Source organism: Prosthecobacter sp. (assembly GCF_044227185.1).
Classification (GTDB): Bacteria; Verrucomicrobiota; Verrucomicrobiia; order Verrucomicrobiales; family Verrucomicrobiaceae; genus Prosthecobacter.
In genome coordinates, this window is sequence record NZ_JBGAFO010000002.1 from 212,611 (window position 1) to 230,889 (window position 18,279).

16 protein-coding genes are annotated in these 18,279 nt (G+C 62.5%); 10 read left to right on the forward strand and 6 right to left on the reverse strand.

Annotated elements, in window-relative coordinates; translation table 11 throughout:
- Nucleotides 1-3: 3 nt before the first annotated feature.
- Together ACILSQ_RS05365 and ACILSQ_RS05370 are read right to left on the reverse strand one after the other, a co-directional pair.
- Nucleotides 4-240, reverse strand: a complete 237-nt coding sequence (locus ACILSQ_RS05365) for a hypothetical protein (protein ID WP_395742556.1) — start codon at nucleotides 238-240, stop codon at nucleotides 4-6.
- Between the two features lie 2 nt (nucleotides 241-242).
- Nucleotides 243-1,406, reverse strand: coding sequence for a hypothetical protein (locus ACILSQ_RS05370; RefSeq protein ID WP_395742557.1), 1,164 nt, complete (start codon nucleotides 1,404-1,406; stop codon nucleotides 243-245).
- On the opposite strand from ACILSQ_RS05370, the gene ACILSQ_RS05375 reads away from it, so the two are divergent.
- The 8 genes from ACILSQ_RS05375 (at nucleotide 1,405) to lpxB (ending at nucleotide 10,559) form a co-directional block, all read left to right on the forward strand.
- Nucleotides 1,405-1,827 (forward strand): hypothetical protein, encoded by a 423-nt coding sequence (locus ACILSQ_RS05375; RefSeq protein WP_395742558.1) that lies wholly within the window; start codon nucleotides 1,405-1,407, stop codon nucleotides 1,825-1,827. The two genes, ACILSQ_RS05370 and ACILSQ_RS05375, sit on opposite strands and share 2 nt — an antisense overlap.
- Nucleotides 1,828-1,961: 134 nt before the next feature.
- Nucleotides 1,962-2,624: a hypothetical protein gene (locus ACILSQ_RS05380; protein WP_395742559.1), complete on the forward strand. Its 663-nt coding sequence runs from the start codon at nucleotides 1,962-1,964 to the stop codon at nucleotides 2,622-2,624.
- A 5-nt stretch (nucleotides 2,625-2,629) separates the two neighbouring features.
- Entirely contained in the window at nucleotides 2,630-4,138 is a 1,509-nt protein-coding gene (locus ACILSQ_RS05385; RefSeq protein ID WP_395742560.1) for a thermonuclease family protein, read from the forward strand.
- On the forward strand, nucleotides 4,135-4,959 hold the full coding sequence (locus ACILSQ_RS05390; protein ID WP_395742561.1) for a hypothetical protein: 825 nt from the start codon (nucleotides 4,135-4,137) through the stop codon (nucleotides 4,957-4,959). Before ACILSQ_RS05385 ends, ACILSQ_RS05390 begins: the two co-directional genes overlap by 4 nt.
- Before the next feature lie 4 nt (nucleotides 4,960-4,963).
- Nucleotides 4,964-6,280, forward strand: coding sequence for a polysaccharide deacetylase family protein (locus ACILSQ_RS05395; protein WP_395742562.1), 1,317 nt, complete (start codon nucleotides 4,964-4,966; stop codon nucleotides 6,278-6,280).
- 747 nt (nucleotides 6,281-7,027) lie between these two features.
- Nucleotides 7,028-8,449, forward strand: a complete 1,422-nt coding sequence (gene ffh / locus ACILSQ_RS05400) for a signal recognition particle protein (protein WP_395742563.1) — start codon at nucleotides 7,028-7,030, stop codon at nucleotides 8,447-8,449.
- A 29-nt stretch (nucleotides 8,450-8,478) separates the two neighbouring features.
- Complete coding sequence (locus ACILSQ_RS05405) at nucleotides 8,479-9,432, forward strand: Gfo/Idh/MocA family oxidoreductase (RefSeq protein ID WP_395742564.1); 954 nt, start codon at nucleotides 8,479-8,481, stop codon at nucleotides 9,430-9,432.
- Entirely contained in the window at nucleotides 9,429-10,559 is a 1,131-nt protein-coding gene (gene lpxB, locus ACILSQ_RS05410) for a lipid-A-disaccharide synthase (protein WP_395742565.1), read from the forward strand. Before ACILSQ_RS05405 ends, lpxB begins: the two co-directional genes overlap by 4 nt.
- A gap of 66 nt (nucleotides 10,560-10,625) precedes the next feature.
- On the opposite strand, the gene ACILSQ_RS05415 is transcribed toward lpxB, so the two are convergent.
- The 4 genes from ACILSQ_RS05415 to ACILSQ_RS05430 are packed head-to-tail and all read right to left on the reverse strand — an operon-like array spanning nucleotide 10,626 to nucleotide 15,838.
- Nucleotides 10,626-13,088 carry a glycogen/starch/alpha-glucan phosphorylase gene (locus ACILSQ_RS05415; RefSeq protein ID WP_395742566.1) on the reverse strand — a complete coding sequence of 821 codons (2,463 nt, stop codon included), beginning with the start codon at nucleotides 13,086-13,088 and terminating at the stop codon, nucleotides 10,626-10,628.
- A gap of 29 nt (nucleotides 13,089-13,117) precedes the next feature.
- Nucleotides 13,118-13,903 carry a 16S rRNA (cytidine(1402)-2'-O)-methyltransferase gene (gene rsmI, locus ACILSQ_RS05420; RefSeq protein ID WP_395742567.1) on the reverse strand — a complete coding sequence of 262 codons (786 nt, stop codon included), beginning with the start codon at nucleotides 13,901-13,903 and terminating at the stop codon, nucleotides 13,118-13,120.
- A gap of 15 nt (nucleotides 13,904-13,918) precedes the next feature.
- Entirely contained in the window at nucleotides 13,919-14,428 is a 510-nt protein-coding gene (gene lptE / locus ACILSQ_RS05425; protein ID WP_395742568.1) for an LPS assembly lipoprotein LptE, read from the reverse strand.
- A gap of 60 nt (nucleotides 14,429-14,488) precedes the next feature.
- On the reverse strand, nucleotides 14,489-15,838 hold the full coding sequence (locus ACILSQ_RS05430; RefSeq protein ID WP_395742569.1) for a tetratricopeptide repeat protein: 1,350 nt from the start codon (nucleotides 15,836-15,838) through the stop codon (nucleotides 14,489-14,491).
- A 115-nt stretch (nucleotides 15,839-15,953) separates the two neighbouring features.
- Here ACILSQ_RS05430 and ACILSQ_RS05435 point away from each other — a divergent pair, with 115 nt between their 5' ends.
- Both ACILSQ_RS05435 and ACILSQ_RS05440 read left to right on the forward strand, forming a co-directional pair.
- Nucleotides 15,954-16,877, forward strand: a complete 924-nt coding sequence (locus tag ACILSQ_RS05435; protein WP_395742570.1) for an alpha/beta hydrolase fold domain-containing protein — start codon at nucleotides 15,954-15,956, stop codon at nucleotides 16,875-16,877.
- Nucleotides 16,878-16,929: 52 nt separating this feature from the next.
- Nucleotides 16,930-18,198: a glutamate-5-semialdehyde dehydrogenase gene (locus ACILSQ_RS05440; protein WP_395742571.1), complete on the forward strand. Its 1,269-nt coding sequence runs from the start codon at nucleotides 16,930-16,932 to the stop codon at nucleotides 18,196-18,198.
- The last annotated feature ends 81 nt before the right edge of the window (nucleotides 18,199-18,279 follow it).

Below are 18,279 nucleotides of genomic sequence, written 5' to 3' on the forward strand. Positions count from 1 at the left end.
CGCTCAGCCCTCCGAGCTATCGAGATATTCCAGGGCCTTGGAAAAACTGGCCTGGGTGAGGAAATGATTGAGACGCGGCGGAAGCTGGGCGCGCAGCCTGACGTGCTCGATGGTGAGCTCCTCCGAGACCTGCTTCAGAGCTTCAAGGTGCGCGGCGGCATCACGGTCACGAAAGGCGTGGTCGGCGATGAGATCCAGCCGGCGCCGGAGAAGGGTGCGCAGGGAGTCAAAGGAGGACATGCCTAGAGATTTTTGTGGCGGTAGTAACTGACCACCAGTTTTTCGCCCGGCTCGACCTGGAAGGAGTACTGCTTGAGAAGATCAGAGAGGGTTTCGAGCATCCAGGGGTAGGTGAAGGTGGCGCCATTCTTGGTGTAGAAGATGTCATCCGCCAGATACACGGCGGAGTGGACGATGCCGCCGGAGGGCGTGCTGAAGAAAGCGATGTCACCATAGCGTGGATCTCCCGCAGCAGGGGTGTAGTCCTCCTTGAGCTTCTGGGTGAAGTAGGCGGGATCGCTGAGCTGCTGCTCGGGAGAATCCTGGAAGAAATTGAATGACGTCCAGTGGCAGTCGCGCACGGGAGCGGGGCCGTTCAAAGGATTGTCCGGCGTGGGATAGACAAACAACTGGGAGGAGGGCAGCGGCGGGAGCATGGTGGCAATGCCGAGCGTGCCGCCACCGGGAGCCTCGGCGATGGATTCAAAGATGGTGCGGACATCGGTGCCCTTGATGCCTTTGCCCCAGTAGTTTGCGAGGGCGCTGATGTCCATGCCCTGCTTGATGCGGAGGCGCATGGTGAGCGTGCGCTGGCAGGTGAGGCCGCGCATGAAATCGCGCTTTTCCTCATAGGTGGGAAGCTGGGAGAGCACCACGGAGAGGCCGCTGAAGACAAGGTAGTCCCCGTGCTCGCAGCAGAGCTGCTTGAAGAGCATGAGGGTGTGCTCGCCGTTGTTCGAGCCGCCAAAGCGGTCCGCGAGAGTGTCCTTGTGGATGAAGCTGATCTGGCCGCGATTTTCAGGATGCTGCAACACGGCCTGATAGAGCTTTTTGCGCGGACCGGCAGGCAGAGCGAGGAGGGTCTTGGCCGCTGGCAGCATCTCCATGCCCCGTTCGTTTTGCGCCAGCACGCCGGGTTCCATCAGTTCCGCCACCAGAGAGGCCGGCATGCCAGTGGACTCGAGAAGGCGCTGAACGTCGCTGTAGTGGGCACGCGGGAAGACCCAGCGCGTGCCGCCTTCCTCCAGCTTGCGCAGAGGGAGCAGCTCCTCAGGAGCGGAGATGGTGAAAGGAGTGAAATAAACTTCGCCCCAAGGGCCGGAGCTCAACTGCTGGCCGAGGAGGGTGTGAGAAACGCTGCCGGCCTCCTCCTTGTACTCGTACCCTTTCATCAAGAGGGCGCCCATGATGATTCCTGTGAACAGGATGGCGACGCGCGACAGGGCCTTTGTGAACGATGAAGGAGAAGAGGGAGGGTACGATGCTTCAGTATTCTGCATTGAGTTTTGGGGGAACGAAAAGTGCCACAAAAAAGATACCCATCAAATTCGAATGCTTTTCATTTTTTGTTACGTCTTGAATGAAGATTCAGCCAGTGAGGAAAAGCGAATTTCCCCGCGCCCATTTGAAATAGGATGCAGGCCTAAATGCTGCGATGCACCGAGCCGTGCGCCATCCAAAATGGACCGGCCTGCTGATGAGATAAAATCAGAGCCTTGGTGGCGGTGGTTTGATGAGAGCCATCCGGCCGCCGGGATCCATTTCTGGAAAAGGGGGCAGCAGGCCGGTGGCGTGTGCCAGGAGGCGGGGAGTGAGCGAAATGCCTAGCCCTGCCCCGTGAGTTCGGGCTTGTTTCACCGCGGGCTCAGGCTAGCATGAGGCTGCTTGTTCCACCCCCTCCCGTCCTCCATTTGAAACCCGGTTTTGTTTTCGCATGCGCACTCGTCAGCGCGGGGCTTGCCATGTCGGCCCCGAAGGCGGAGAAGCGCACGGATGACCCAGGAGCGAGCCCGGAGATCGCCCTGCTGCGACTGGGGTATGAGCGCGACCTGATCGAGGCGAGCCTGAAGCCGGTGAAGGAGCAGATCACGACGCTGGCGACGCTGGAAAAGCAGTTTGCCGCGGAACGGGACTACGATGACGCGATCACTGCAAGGGATGAGCGCAAACGTCTGCAAAATGAACTGGCGCGGCTGGACAAGGAGCTGCTGCTGCTGCAAACCCGCGAGCAGGCGCTGAAAACCGCGCTGCTGCCGGACCGGATCAAGCTTCCGCTGGAGGCCGCTGCTTTAAGCGATCTGCGGCACGAGGGCGGCGCGATCACGGGATGGTCGAAGGTGGGCGCGTCCGCCGTGTGGAAACTGCCGGGCCTGCCACCCGGCGGGTATGAAGTGATGCTGCGCTACCGCTGCGGAACGGCGGAGGGCGGGAAGCTGCTGATCAAAGAAGCGCGCTTCACACTGACGACGAACATCGAAACGACGCTCAAGGGCCCGCAGGAGCGCAGCGCGGGCACGCTGAAGATCAGCGACGGCGCAGGCACGCTGACGCTCTCCGTGCAGGCGCTGGTGACGGATAATCTGATGCAACTGCTGGGCGTGGAACTGGTGCCAGCCTCCCGATGAAAAGCATGCTGCCAGCCCTGGTTTTGATCTGCACGCTGCACGCCTGCGCGGCGCTGCAGGCGCAGACACAGGCTCAGACGCCAGCGCCGGAGCCACCGGCGCTCACCGCCACGCGCGCGTCCTTCATGCGGCAGGTGATGGCGGAGTCCCAGCTGCTGACGCAGCAGTATGAACGGGCGCTGGCCAAGGCGGAGACGGAAGTGGCCGCGGGCGGAGATTATGAAGAGGCACGCGCCATCCGCCAGCGGCGGGAGCAACTGCAGGCGCTGTATGCCGGAACGGTGTCCAGCCTGGCCACCCCCCTGCCGCTGACCCAGGCGCGGATGATGGGCTCCGTGCAGGCAGCCGGCGAAACGCTGGGGAACTGGCGCTCCAACGGCAGCGGTGCGGAGTGGGTGAACTTCCGGCTGATGCCGGGAAGCTACCATCTGGAATTTGAAGTGAACATGAGCGACGCGCCGGTGGCGGGAAGCATCTATGCCTCCTCGAAGTTTCAGCCGCAGCAGAGCGCGCTGTTTGAATTTGATGAAGTAACGCTGCTGGGCGTCGCCGCGGAGAACCACCGAACGTTTGAAATCAAGCGCAGCCCGGATGAAACGACCTTCACGACGGTGCGGGTGGGGCCGCTGACTTTCAGCCGCAACCCGGTGACGCTGCGCTTCGCCGCCACGAGCGGGTACCCCGCCAACATCATCCGCGTGCGAAACCTGCGGCTGGTGCCGGTGACCGAAACGGCAGCGCCGAGCCCCGCCGCAGCGGCGCCGACGAGCTCCGCGACGGCGATGCAGCAGGCGAGCGCCACTTTGAAAGAGTCCATCGACACCGCGAGAAAGGCGGCGGCGGCGAAGTATGTGGATGAGCTGCATGACCTGGCAGTGACGAAGCCGGCGCTGCAGGGACAGGTGGATGCGGAGATCCGGCGGATGAACCGGCTGGGCGATCAAAAGAACGGGCAGACCGGGATGAACGCCATTGCCTCGGCGGGCGGTGACTTCAGCGGCTTTGAGGACATCAGCGATGCCAGGCTGGCGGATGAAGAGCCGCTCTCCGGCGACCACTTCAAGGTGGTGCACGAAGGCCGCACGCTGACCGTGCGCCTGCTGTGGGTGGACTGCGCGCCGCCGGAGGAAGATGACGCCGCGCGGGTGAAGCGTTTTGCGGAGCACTTCAACATCGAGGTGGAGGACGTGGTGGCGGTGGGGCGCACCGCGCGGGAGTTCACAGCGAGCTATCTGCGCGACAAGCCGCTGCGGCTGCTGATCCGCCCGGACCGCGACAAGGACGGGACGATGGCGGCGCTGCTGTTTCTGCCCAATGTGGGATTATACCAGAATGTTCTGATCAATCACGGGCTGGCCGCGGTGGTGGCGCCCGCAAGGGAGAAGCAGCACAGCGCGATGGAGCGGGCCTTCCTGGCCACGCTGAGCGCACTGGAAAGCGCCGCCAAAAACCGGCGGCCCGCGCCCGGGGCCTGGGCCCTTTCAGCCGAGGCAAATGGAGGGAGGACGCCATGACGCGAGAAGCCACATACGCCGCAGTCCTGCTGCTGATGACGGGGTATGCCGCAGCCCAGCAAGCGGTGCCCACGACGCCGGCCGCAACTGCGTCAACGCCGGCGGCTGCGCCGACGGCCGGGGCTGCAGTGGTGCCCGGGCCGGCTCAGGCGGCGGGGAGCCGCCTGCAGCAGATGGAGAGCATCTACCAGAAGGAGCTGAGCGCGCGGCACATCCCGCTGCTGGGTAAATACCTGGCCGAGCTGCAACGACAGGCGGCCACCACCGCCGACAAATCAGCGTATGACGCGGAGATCCGCCGCGTCCAGCAGATCATCAGCGCGGGCGGGGCGCTGGACCTCATCGCCACACAGCAGGCGCAGTCAGGCGCGATGCCAATGCCGGCGCCCATGCCACAGCCTCCGGTGCCGGCCGAGCAGAAACAGGCCCTGATCGCGCTGTCTCCGGCGCTGGCGCAGGAGTCCACCCCCAAGGCGGCGGCGGATGCAACGACCGCGACCATCGGTGAAATAAGCTGGCGGATTGAATACATCGCCGCAGGAAACTATGACCTGCTGCTGCACTATGCCTGCCCGGAGCTTCCGGACCCGCTGATTGTGCGGGTGGAGTTCAACGGGCAGACGCTGGAAAAGGAGCTGGAAGTGAAGCGGATGACCGCGGACACCAAGACCTTCCGCATTCTGCGGCTGGGCAGCCTTGTCTTGACCAACGACCTGCGTGGCGAGACATTGCGGCTGAGCGCGGGGGAGAAAGCCAGCCCGCATCTCATTGTCAAAAGCCTGCTCATCACCCGGCCGCGCCCCGCCGTTTCCAATCCTTAGTGCCATGCGTTTCGTTCTTCCGCTCATCTTTGCCGCCCTTGCCCTGGGGGTGCTGCCCTCGTGCAAGCGCATCGAGGCCAAACTGCGCCGCCTGGCCGAGCAGAGCGGTGTGACCCCGAAACCACCGCCACCGCCCAAGCCCGAGGAACCGGCGCTGACCGCGGAGGAGCAGGCGATCGAAAAGAAGCTGCAGGAGACCGCGCTGCAGGAAGCCGCCGCGCCGGGGCCGGAGATGCCGGCCGCGCCCGCCTTCGAGCTGAACAAATCGTCCGTCGTCTCCATCCTCGGCTACCATGATTTCAAAGACCGGGGAGGCAGCCCGATGCTGATTTCCGCGCCGAAGTTCCGGACGCAGATGCAGGCGATCAAGGACTCCAAGATTCCGGTCATCTCGCTGAGCGACATGATGGCATGGAAGCGCGGGGAGAAGAACATTCCCGAAGAGGCCATCGTGATCACGATGGATGACGGATGGGAGGGCGTGTACACATACGCGTATCCGGTGCTGAAGGAGTTCGGCTTTCCCTTCACGATCTACTTGTACAAAAAGTACGTGGGCGGGGCCGGACGCTCGATGAGCTGGGATCAGATCAAGGAGATGATGCAGCACGGATGCGAAGTGGGGAGCCACAGCGTCTCGCACGAAAGCCTCAAGAAGAAACCCAAGAATGCGAAGACCGACGCGGACGTGCAGCAGTGGATTGTGAGCGAGCTGAAGGACTCGCGCGATTTCCTGGAGGAAAACCTGCATGTGAAGGTGCTGTCCTTTGCGTACCCCTACGGCAACTTTGACGACTCCATCATGGAGACGGGGCTGCAGATTGGGTATGAGTCTCTCGTCACCGTGAACGGGCAGAAAGTGACCTGGGACACGCCGAACGGGAAGCTGGGGCGCTACATCGTGCACGGGGACAACGACATCAATTTCAAGCTGGCGACGAGCTTCCGCGGGCGGGGAGATGTGGGCTCCAACAAGTTTCTGGTGGCCGACGCCAAAAACGACAAGGGGGAGCAACTGATCCAGCTCAAGCCGAAGCCGGAGGCGGTGATCACCGAACGCCGCCCTCTTATTGAAGCGGACTTGAAGAAACTGGGCACCATCGTGCCGGAGAGCATCAAGCTGCGCATTGCCGGTCTGGGAACAGTGCCGGCGAACTACGACCCGGCGGCGATGGTGGTGCGTTTCCAGTTTCCCTACAAGCTGCGCAAGGAGGACTGCGCGGTGAGCCTGAGCTTCCAACGCGAACCCTCCCAGCCCACCGAGGTGGTGAGCTGGCATTTTAAGATTGATCTGGCGGCGGCTTATTTGCCTGCGCAGTGAGAAGGCGGGATGAGGGGCGGGGACGCTCGAAAGCGGCGCTGACGCACGGCACTCCGGGGACGCTGGCGCGTGTTTTCCCCTCTCGGGCAGGGCCTACGCATGAATGGAGCGCCTGAGTATGAGGAGTAGAATTTGGCGTCTTGGAATGCTTCCGCTGTACAAAATGCCATCATGGATGACGAAGGGCAGCGCCGAAACTTCAACCGTTTCAACTATTTCAACGCCTGGGTATACGCGAACAGTCCGCCAAGTGGGAAGTCATACCACGCATTGTTAAATACGGGTCTATTCTCTTCGCTTCAGCCCCAAAGGGGCGACGGAGTCCAGCCCAGGGCGCCGCGAGGAACGAGCAAGCCCTGGGTCACCCGCACGCAAACCCGGGGCAGCAAACCCAGCGCTCCGTCACATGCCGCCGGGTCCCAGCAGCTAGTCCTTCGTAGCTTTAGCGAAGAATGGGCGTTTGCAACGCGTCCCGCCACGCTTCTGCGTCGCAAGCATCCACCGCCCTCAACTGACCGCCGGCCTCTCAGACCCGTTTTCAACTGTTTGGGGTATCACATCCCTCCGGCATGTCGCCAGGGCTTGCCGATGAACATCGGCAAAAAGCCTGGCTGTCACAGAATACTCCCTCCCGTGGCTAACCGCTTCATGCGTAAGCCCTGCCTCTCGGGTTATCCGATAAGCTTCGGGGTTGCGATGTGGGGACTGCTGGCGACTATCTAAGCCCCCCTTCCCCCTTTTTCTCCGATGTTCTCCGCCCTCTCCGAAAAACTAGAAAGCGCCTTTAAGAGGCTGCGCGGCCAGTCGCGCATCAGTGAATCCAACGTCAGCGAAGCGATGCAGGAAATCCGCATGGCGCTGCTGGAGGCGGATGTGGACTTCAAGGTAGCCAAGGACCTGGTGGAGACGGTGAGCAAGCAGTCGATCGGGGCGGAAGTGCTGCTGAAGGTTTCCCCGGGGCAGCAGATCGTCAAAATCTTCCACGATGAACTGGTCAAGCTGCTGGGAAGCGACGCGACAGCGCTGAACGTGGACCCGCCACAGCGCATTCTGATGACGGGCCTCAACGGGGCCGGCAAAACGACGACCTCCGCCAAGCTGGCAAACTGGCTGAAAAAGCAGGGCCGCCGCCCGCTGCTGCTGGCGCTGGACTTGTACCGCCCGGCTGCGGTGAAGCAGCTCCAGGTGCTGGGGCAGCAGCTCAATGTGCCCGTGTTTGCGCCTGCTGAAAGCGAAACGGATCCGGTGAAGGCTGCGAAAGCCGCGCTGGTGTGGCTCAAGGAGCAGGGCAATGGCGTGGCGATCTTTGACACCGCCGGCCGTCAGGACCTGGATGAAGAACTGCTGGCGGAGCTCAAGCGCGTGCGCGCGGTGGTGGAACCCAACGAGGTGCTGCTGGTGGCAGACGCGGCGACGGGCCAGCAGGCCGTGAGCGTGGCGCAGAAATTCAACGCGGCCGTGGGCATCACCGGCCTGATCATGACGAAGCTGGACGGCGACGCCCGCGGCGGTGCGCTGCTCTCCATGCGGCAGGTGACGGGCTGCGCGGTGAAATTCCTCGGCGTGGGCGAAAAGATCGACCAGCTCGAGATTTTCCACCCGGACCGCATGGCGCAGCGCATTCTGGGCATGGGAGACGTGGTGGGCCTGGTGGAGAAAGCCGCAGAAGAGATCGACGAGAAGGAGGCCGAGAAGCTGGCCGCCCGCATGCAGTCGAACAAGTTCGACTTCACCGACATGCTGGCGCAGATGCGCATGATGAAGAAGCTGGGCCCCATCGGCGGCATCCTCGGCATGCTGCCCGGCATGGGCAAAATGAAGGAAATGGTGGGACCTGACGCCGACAAACGCATGAAGCATGTGGAGGCGCTGATCCTCTCCATGACGCCGAAAGAGCGTCAGCGGCCCGAGATCATCAACGGCCAGCGCCGCAAGCGCATCTGCGCCGGCGCCGGGCGGCCCGTGATGGAGATGAACCAGCTCCTCAAACAGTTTGAGATGATGAAGAAGCTCATGGGCAACAAGGGCATGATGGCCCAGATGATGGGCGGCATGATGGGGGGTGGCGGAGGCGGCATGGGAGGCCTCGGAGGAATGTTCGGGGGTGGCGGAGGCGGCGGCAAGATGCCCAAGCTGCCGCCTGGGATGAAGTTCCCCGGCAAATTCTAATCCTGCGCTTTCTTTCCTTGTCCCACACTATGAGTTCCCCTTTCCGCATCGGAGTCGCCGGAGTCGGCGCCATTGGCAAAAATCACGCACGCATCATGGCGGAGATCGCCGCGAAGAGCGAAGGCGCGATCACCTTTTCGGCGGTGTATGATGCGGACCCTGCCCGCGCGGCTGAATTCGCCGCGCAGTATGGCACTCAGGCCGCAAGCGATCTGGCCGATTTCGCCGGTCGTGTGGACGCGGCCACGGTGGCGGTGCCGACGATCTTCCACCGCAAGGTGGCCGAGCCGCTGATGCAGGCGGGCATTCATGTGATGGTGGAAAAGCCGATCAGTGAATCCTACGCGGAGGCGCAGGCGCTGATCGAACTGGCGAAGTCCAAGAGCGTGATCCTGCAGGTGGGGCACATCGAGCGCTTCAATCCGGTGCTGCTGCAACTGGAGCAGCGCATGGACAACCCGCGCTTCATCGAGGCGCACCGCCTTTCCCCCTTCCCGAACCGAAGCATCGACATCGGCGTGGTGCTGGACCTGATGATTCATGACATCGAGATCGTGCTGCACCTGGTGAAATCGGAGCTGGTGCAGGTGGACGCGGTGGGGATTCCCGTGCTGACGAAGCGCGAGGACATCGCCAATGCGCGGCTGAAGTTTGCCAACGGCTGCATCGCGAACATCACGGCCAGCCGCATCAGTCCGGAGAAGATGCGCAAGATCCGGGTGTTTCAGAGCTCGAGTTATCTGAGCCTGGACTACCAGGAGCAGAGCGGGTGGATTTACCGCAAGGATGGCATGCAGATCGTGCGGGAGGCGGTGGAAGTGGAGAAGGACGAGCCGTTGAAACTTGAGATCGCCGCCTTTGTGGAATGCGCGCGCCATGGACGCCGCCCGGTGGTGACCGGACAGGAAGGCGCGGAGGCGGTGCGCATCGCGCTGGAGATCACGGATCAGATCGAAAAGAACGCCGCGCTCGGAGGCTCATGAACCGCATCTTCATCATCGCAGGCGAAGTCAGCGGCGACACCCATGCCGCGGGGCTGCTGCGTGAACTGAAGGCGCTGGAGCCTGATATGAAGGTGGTGGGGCTGGGCGGGCCGAAGATGCGCGAAGTCGCGGGAGACGGGATCGAGGACTGGGTGGAGACGGCCGGCGTGGTGGGACTGTGGGAAGTGCTGAAAATGTACAGCTACTTCAAAGAGAAGATGAACGCGGTGCTGGACTCCATTCTGGATCAAAAACCCGAGGCGGTGATCCTGGTGGACTACCCCGGCTTCAACCTGCGGCTGGCCAGCGGGCTGCGCACGGCAGGCTACCAGGGGCGCATCCTCTACTACATCAGCCCGCAGGTGTGGGCCTGGAAGAAGGGCCGGGTGAAGACAATGGCGAAGGTGCTCAATCTCATGATCTGCATCTTCCCTTTTGAGAAGGAGTTTTATGAGAAGAGCGGGCTGCGCACCGAATTCAGCGGGCACCCCATGGTGGAGCGTGTGGTGACGCTGAAGCGTGAATGGAAGCGGGAGCCGGGCCTGGTGGGCTGGTTCCCCGGCAGCCGCCTGAACGAGGTGCGGCGGTTGTTTCCGCTGATGATGGAGGCGGCGAAGATCATCAAGGAAGCCGCGCCGGGGGCACGCTTTGCAGTTTCCGCCGCAAATGAAACGCTGGCCGGATTCATGCGGCAGATGGCCGACGACCACGGCATGCCGGAGGCGAAGCGCTGGATCGAAACCGGCACCGTGTATGATCTGATGCAGCGCGCCGAGGCGGGAGCGGTGGCCTCAGGCACCGCCACGCTGGAGGCGGCGTGCTTTGGCCTGCCCTACACGCTGATCTACAACGTGAGCTGGCCCACCTATGTCATCGGCAGGCTGGTGGTGCGCATCAAGCACCTGGGCATCGTGAACATCCTGGCAAAGCGTGAAGTGGTGAAGGAACTGGTGCAGGGGCAGCTCAGTGCGCAGACGCTGGCGAAGGCGACCCTGGAACTGCTGACCCACGGCGCGAAGCGGGAGCAACTGCAGCGGGAGCTGGCCGACGTGGTGGCCACGCTGGGGAGCGGCGGAGCGTATGCACGCGCGGCGCAGGCGGTGCATGAGGCGATGCTGGGGGCGTGACTCTGAGCGGAGCGAGATGATGCTCGCTCCGCCGCAGCGCCAGGGGAGATTACACCCTCAAGCGCCTCACACGCCGATCTGCGGCAGGTTCCAGACGTTTTTGGCGTATTCGAGGATGGTGCGGTCGCTGCTGAATTTGCCCATGCGGGCGGTGTTGTGGATGGCCATCTTCTGCCAGCGGTTCTGGTCGCGGTAGGCTTTGTCCACCTCGGCCTGGCATGCGGCATAACGGTCGTAGTCGGCCATGACGAGGAAGGGATCGCCATGGGAGAGGAGGCTGTCGCGGAGGGGTTTGAACTCGTCCTGATTGCCGGTGAAGTAGTCGGAGGCGAGCCAGTCAATGCTGAGGCGGAGGTCTTCGCTGGCGTGGTAGAAGTCCCAGGGGTTGTAGCCGCGGGCGTAGAGCTCGGTGACTTCCTCGACGGTGAGGCCGAAGATGAAGATGTTTTCCGGACCGACTTCCTCGAGGATTTCGACATTGGCGCCGTCGAGGGTGCCGATGGTGAGGGCGCCATTAAGGGCGAGCTTCATGTTGCCGGTGCCGGAGGCCTCCTTGCCGGCGGTGGAGATCTGCTCGGAGAGATCAGCGGCGGGGATGATGCGCTCGGCGAGGGAGACGCCGTAGTTCGGGATGTAGATGACCTTGAGCCTGCCATTCACGCGGGGGTCGTGGTTCACCTTGGCGGCGAGGGCATTGATGGCGTGGATGATGTTCTTGGCGAGGTAGTAGCCGGGAGCAGCCTTGGCACCGAAGATGAAGACACGGGGAGCCATGTCGAAGTTCGGGTCGGCGATGATCTTGCGATACAGCGTGACGATGTGCAGGAGATTGAGATGCTGGCGCTTGTACTCGTGCAGACGTTTGATCTGCACGTCAAAGAGGGCGTCAGGGCTGACGCTGACACCGCAGGTGTCCTGGATGATCTTGGCGAGGCGGACTTTGTGGCCGCGCTTGATGGCCTGGAATTTTTCCTTGAACGAGGCGTCGTCGGCAAAGCGGTCAAGGGCGATGAGCTTGGTGGAGTCTTTCAACCATCCGGCGCCGATGGATTCGGTGATGAGGGCGGAGAGCTCCGGATTGCAGACGTCGAGCCAGCGGCGGAAGGTGACTCCGTTGGTCAGATTGAGGAAGCGGTCGGGATAGAGCTCGAAGAACTCCGGGAAGAGGCGCTCGCAGAGCAGGCGGGTGTGAAGCGCGGCGACACCGTTGGTGGCGTGGCTGCCCAGAACGGAGAGGTGGGCCATGCGGACTTTTTTGCCACCGCTCTCCTCGATGAGGGAGAGGGCGCGTTTTTTCTCGCCGTCCCCCGGCCAGCGGGCTTCGACATCGCCATCCAGGAAGCGCCTGTTGATTTCGTAGATGATCTGCAGGTGGCGTGGGAGCACGCGCTCAAACAGGGCGGCATTCCAGGTTTCCAGCGCCTCGGGAAGAAGGGTGTGGTTGGTATAGGAGAAGGTCTTCTGGCAGATGTCCCAGGCCTGGCTCCATTCGAGCTTCTCTTCATCCACGAGGATGCGCATGAGCTCTGGAATGGCGACGGCGGGATGGGTGTCGTTGAGCTGGACGGCGGCCTTGGAGGGGAACTCGCTCCAGGGGAGGTCGTAGCCGCCTTTGAAGCGGCGCACGATGTCCGCGAGGGAACAGGCGACAAAGAAGTACTGCTGCACGAGGCGGAGCTCCTTGCCGCTCTCGGTGGCGTCATTGGGATAGAGAACTTTGGAGACGGTCTCGGCGATGGCCTTCTCACGCAGGGCCTCGATGTAGCTGCCTTCGTTGAAGACCTTGAAGTTGAAGTCTTCGTCCGCCTGCGCCTGCCAGAGGCGGAGGACGTTCACGGTGTTGCTGTCATAGCCGACGATCGGGATGTCCCAGGGGAGACCGAGAAGGCATTTGGTGTCCACCCACTCGTGGTGCGGGCGGCCAAATTCGTCGAACTTCTGAATGACCTTGCCATAAAGATGGACGGTCTGGCGGTAGGAGGGGCGGGCGATCTTCCAGGGGCTGCCATCGCGCATCCAGGCGTCTGGATGCTCCACCTGCCTGCCATTGACAAACTCCTGGCGAAAGAGGCCAAACTCATAGTGGATGCCGTAGCCGATGGCGGGCAGGTCCAGGGTGCTGAGGGAGTCCATGAAGCAGGCGGCGAGGCGGCCGAGACCGCCGTTGCCCAGCCCCATGTCCGGCTCCTTTTGCACGAGGGCATCGAGATCCTTGCCCATTTCAGAGAGGGCCTGCTTGGTGGCGTCATAGATGCCGGCATTGCGCAGGTTGTTTTCCAGCAGGCGGCCCATGAGGTATTCCAGAGAGAGGTAGTGCACGCGGCGCACGCCCTGGGCGCGGTGCTGACGGCGAGACTGGGTGGCGCGCTCCATGACGCGGTCGCGCACGGCGAGGGAGGTGGCGACGTACCAGTCGTTCTCACTGGCCGTGGCAATGTAGGCACCCAGGGTGAAGCGGAGATGATTGGTGATCGAAAGTTTGAGGCTGTCGGTGGTGTTGAGGACGGCGCAATTGGCGAGGGCTTCCATGGGAGAGGGGCTGAATTTTTTTGATGGAGCTACCAAGTCAACCACTTGGGAGGATCGACCGGAGCAATGAGGAGGGTGATTTCGCCCTTGGGCGTTTTGGTCCGGTAATAAGGTAGCAAGATGTCTGCCGGACCACGTTTGATTTCTTCAAATTTCTTGGTCAATTCCCTTGCCACTACAAGCCTATGCTTAGGCGAGGCTGTGGCGAGGATTTCGAGGGTATCGACCAGGCGGTAAGGGCTTTCAAAGAAGACGCTGGTGCAATCGCGCTGGAGGGCGGCGGTGAGGACGGTGGTGCGGGCACCTTTTTTGTGGGGGAGAAAGCCACCGAAATAAAAGGGCGTGGTGGGCAGGCCGGAGGCGGCCAGCGCGGTGATAACGGCACTGGGCCCGGGGATGCCCTCCACATGGAAACCGGCGGCCACGACCGCCCCTGCAAGCCGCTGGCCGGGATCTGACACGGTGGGCATGCCCGCGTCTGAGATGAGGGCGACACTGCCGCCCTGGCGCATGTGCTCCAGAAGCTGGGGAATGCGCTGGGCTTCATTGTGCTCATTGAGGCTGATGAGGCGCGCACGGATGTCGTGGTACTTCAGCAGCATGCCCGAATGGCGTGTGTCCTCACAGGCGACGAGGTCGGCGGCGCGGAGGGTGTCGAGCGCGCGCTGGGTGATGTCGCGCATGTTGCCAATGGGAGTGGCGACCAGATGCAGGCCTGGATTCAAGCGGCCGGCGGGCGCCACAGGCTCAAACAACTCACCTTCCTCCTCCTGACCGGCTGACTGCTCCGCGGCTGGATCTGGCTCCGAGGACATGGCGCGGGCAGAAGATTACCAGCCTTCGGAAACCTGATCCGCGAGAACAAAGGCCAGACGCTGAGCGGCGTCTTCGAGGAGCTGAGTTTCGGAGAGCTGCAGGTTCGCATCGAGGATGATGTAGGAATCAGCGGTGGCGTAGCCGTAATGGAGCACTTTGCCGGAGGCGGTGTCCTTGACGGTGAAGGGGCAGACCAAAGTCGCGAGAATCTGCGAGCTGCGCAGGACGTTGTTCAGGTCAGAGCGAAACTGGGTGCGGTTGATGTTGGAGATTTTTCCCTCCAACACGGCCTCGGCCTCGCTTTTGGACACGATCTGGTAGGAGCCGTGATTTTGGAGCTGCTTGATGACGGCGTTGGTCACCAGTACGGCCAGCCGAGGCTCCAGGGTGAGATTTTCAAAGGTGGGCACCGCTATCTTGGTGATGTTGCGGAGGTGTACGGGCTTGTGGGCACCCAGGGTGTAGCCCGCGCAACCGGAGAGCAGAAGGCAGCCAGACGCCAGCAGAAGAAAAAGCGATTTCATCCAAATAGTTTGAGAAGTGACCCGGCCGAGCATGGCGTGCTGACATGCCCGCGCAAGAATTTATGACGCGGGCTTCGTGGTCGAAGGCACGGGCGGAACGGGTGGCACAGGTACATTGGACCCACCTGGCGACGGGGGAACCATGGGTGCATTGGGAGCCGGCGGCACCGGCAGCAGAGCAGGTTTTTCCGTCTCGGGAACTGGTGGCAGCAGAGAGCCGGCACCGGGAGTGGTGGCTCCAGGGCGCAGCGGCAGGGTGGGCTCTGTCAGAGGAATGGGCACAAAACCATCGTCCCCTGTACGCATTTTCGGCTTCTGGCTGAGGCGGGCCAGCTCCGGGGCCAGCGGGCCGACATAGTCGTCACGCGTCTTCAGATTCTCCGCAGTGAGCGCGGTGTAGTCCTGGCCCGGACCTTTTTTGGCGTCTGCCACGCCATCAGGATCTGTGGCGGCGAGCTGAGCGAGCATGGTGCGCGCTTCTGCCGAAACCTCAGGAGAGCCAAATTTGAGCGCCTCATTGAGATAGATGGCGGCGGCCTTGGTCTTGCCTACGCGCTGATAGAACTTGGCCACGGTGAGGGATTGATTGGCCTCGGCCGTATTGACCTGATGGAGGATCATCTCGGTCTCCTGCTTGCGATCTCCGGTAGGATTGGTGGCGATGTAGGTGCGGAGGGCGTCACGGGCGGCGAGGAGGTTGGAGGCGTCCTCGCTGCGCTGGGCGGCGATGTTGCTGATGGAGCCGATGCGGAACTGGGCTTCAGCCGCCTGCGAGGTGTTGGGGTAGTTTTCCACGACCTTCTGGTAGGCGGCGATGGCCTTGTCCTTCTCTTTCAGGTCCTGCTGGATTTCCGCGATGCTGAACTGGGCCAGAGGGGCGTATTTGCCGAAGGGGGCGTTCTTGATGATTTTCTCGTAGAACTTGATCACGTCAGACGAGTTCATCTTCATGCTGATGAGCAGGATGCCGCGCTGCTTTCTGCCGCCTTTGGCTTCCTCGGCGATCTCAAACTGCTTTTCAATAGCCTCGCTGAAGTGCGGGCTGTCGCGGTAGGACTGGATGAAGGCCTGCAGCGCGTCGAATGCCGCGTCCATCTTGCCATTGTGGCGGACGATGACGGCATTCTGGAAGGAGGCTTCGGCGGCGCTCTTGGTGAAGGAGTAGCGCTTCACGATGGTCTGGTAAAGGGTCTGGGCTTTGCTGACCTTGCCGGCGTTCTCGGCCTGGCGGGCCTGGGCCAGAAGGGCGGCGGCGGCGAGTTCCTGCGACTCACGCTCGCTGTTCGCCGGGACGACCTTGTCCTTCTTGCCGGAAAAGGGCCAGAGGGCGGAGGACTCAGTCGTCAGGGAGAAGAATGAAACGGCACATGCCAGGAGGACCGGCAGGCGGACTGGGGAAAGGAATCTCATCAGACGGGTATAGTAAGTTCTGGTTAAGCATGCGTCAAGGTGGCAACGAGCCTGCCGAACGGGATCGTTCCGGCCCTTGTTTTGCCCATTTCCCCGGTCTAAGGAGCCGGGAATCATGCGCTATCTGCTCCTTTTCGCCCTCAGCTTCCCCCTTCTGGCCCAGTGCCAGAAGGTAACGCCTGCCCCGGCGGGGTTCCGCGCCCTGAGGGACCTGGACTATGTGGGCTCCGGGAATGCACGCCAGATGCTGGACCTTTACCTGCCTGAAAAGAAGGGGGAGAAACCGAACCCGCTGGTGGTTTACATCCATGGCGGCGGCTGGCAGGCGGGCAGCAAGGACGAGGCTGATGTGCTGGTGGGGCTGATCAAGGGAAACACGCCCTATGCAGGGGCCAGCCTGAACTACCGGCTGAGCCAGCAGGCCCAGTGGCCGGCGCAGATCCACGACTGCAAGGCCGCGATCCGCTGGCTGCGCGCGCATGCAGAGGAGTATCACCTCGATCCAGACAAGATCGCCGTCTTTGGCATCTCCGCAGGCGGGCACCTGGTGAGCATGCTGGGCGTGACCGGCGGAGTGAAGGAGCTGGAAGGAGAGCTGGGCAGGCACCTGGAGCAGAGCAGCCGGGTCTCCTGCGTGCTGGACTTCTGCGGGCCGTCTGATTTTCTGACCTTCGGCGGCAAGGGCAGCGTGATTGATCCTGATGATCCCCAGGGGCCGCTGGCCAAGCTCATCGGCGGACCGCTGAAGGACCGCCGGGAGGAGGCGCGCAAGGCCTCGCCCGTGAGCTACCTCACGCAGGATGATGCGCCCTTTCTCATCATTCATGGAGACAAGGACAACATCGTGCCCTATGCGCAGGCCACGGAGTTTGATACGGCGCTGAAGGCGGCGCATATCCCCTCCATCCTGCTGACCGGCACGGATGGCGGCCACGTCTTTCTGAGCGGGCCGCTGGTGGAACGCATGTACGCCTTCAACGCCCGCCATCTGCAGGGCAAGGACGTCCAAATCCCCGGAGGAGCCGTTCCTTCCAAATAACACACTTCACAGGGCGGCCGCCTTTGGCCCCCTTCCCTTTTTCACCCTTTCAATGACTGATTCCGAAATCAAATCCGCCATCCTGGAGATGGGCCGCCGTGCCCGCGCCGCCTCGTATGCCCTGGTCAAACTGAGCACCGAACAGAAAAATGCGATCCTGGTGGCGATGGCCGGGGAGATCATGGCGCGGCAGGAAGCCATCCTCGCCGCGAACGCGCTGGACCTGGAGCGGGCGCAGAAAAACGGGCTGAGCAAGGCGATGATCGACCGCCTGACGCTGGACCCGAAACGCCTGAAAGCCGTGGCCGACGCCGTGCGTGAAGTGGCGCTGCTGCCTGACCCCGTGGGTGAAAAGCTCAGTGACTGGACGCGCCCGAACGGCCTGCACATCCGCAAGGTGCGCGTGCCCATCGGCGTGATCGGCATTATTTTTGAGTCACGGCCGAATGTGACCACGGATGCGGCTTCGCTTTGTTTTAAGACCGGCAATGCCACGATCCTGCGCGGGGGCAGCGAGGCCATCGACAGCAACCGCGCGCTGGCTGCGGCGCTGCAGGCCGGAGGCGAACGCGCCGGGCTGCCGCCTGACAGCATTCAGCTCATCCCTTTCACCGACCGCGCCAGCGTGGAGCACATGGCGCAGATGGATCAATACCTGGACCTCATCATTCCACGCGGCGGCAAGGGGCTGATCGAAAAGGTGGTGGCGACCGCACGCATGCCGGTGATCAAACACTACGACGGTGTGTGCCATGTGTATGTGCATGCGGATGCGGACCTGGACATGGCGGCAGACATCATCGTCAACAGCAAGTGCCAGAAGCCGGGTGTGTGCAACGCGCTGGAAACCATCCTGGTGCACGAGGATCTGGCGGCGACATTCTACCCGCTCATCGGCCAGCGCCTGCTGGAGGCGAAGGTGGAAATCCATGCGGATGAGACCGCGCGGCAGCACCTGGGCGTGGCAGCCCAACCAGCCACGGAGGAAGACTGGAGCACGGAGTACCTGGATCTCATCCTGGCCGTGAAAACCGTCAGCGGGCTGGACGAGGCCATCGCGCACGTCAACCGGTATGGCTCGCACCATACGGACAGCATCATCACCAAGGACCGTGCCGCGGCCGAGCGTTTCCAGCATGAGGTGGACAGCGCGGTGGTGCTGCACAACGCGAGCACGAGATTCAATGACGGCGGCGAATTTGGCTTTGGCGCCGAGATCGGCATCTCCACCGACAAGCTGCATGCGCGCGGGCCGATGGGGCTGGCGGAGCTGTGCAGCTACAAGTATCTGGTGGATGGCAGCGGACAGGTGCGGGGGTGAAAGGGGCCGCGGGAACATCGCATCCCGAGAGCGCGGCCTCCGGCATGGCATTCTTCCTGCGCGCATGGTTCTTCGCTTGCA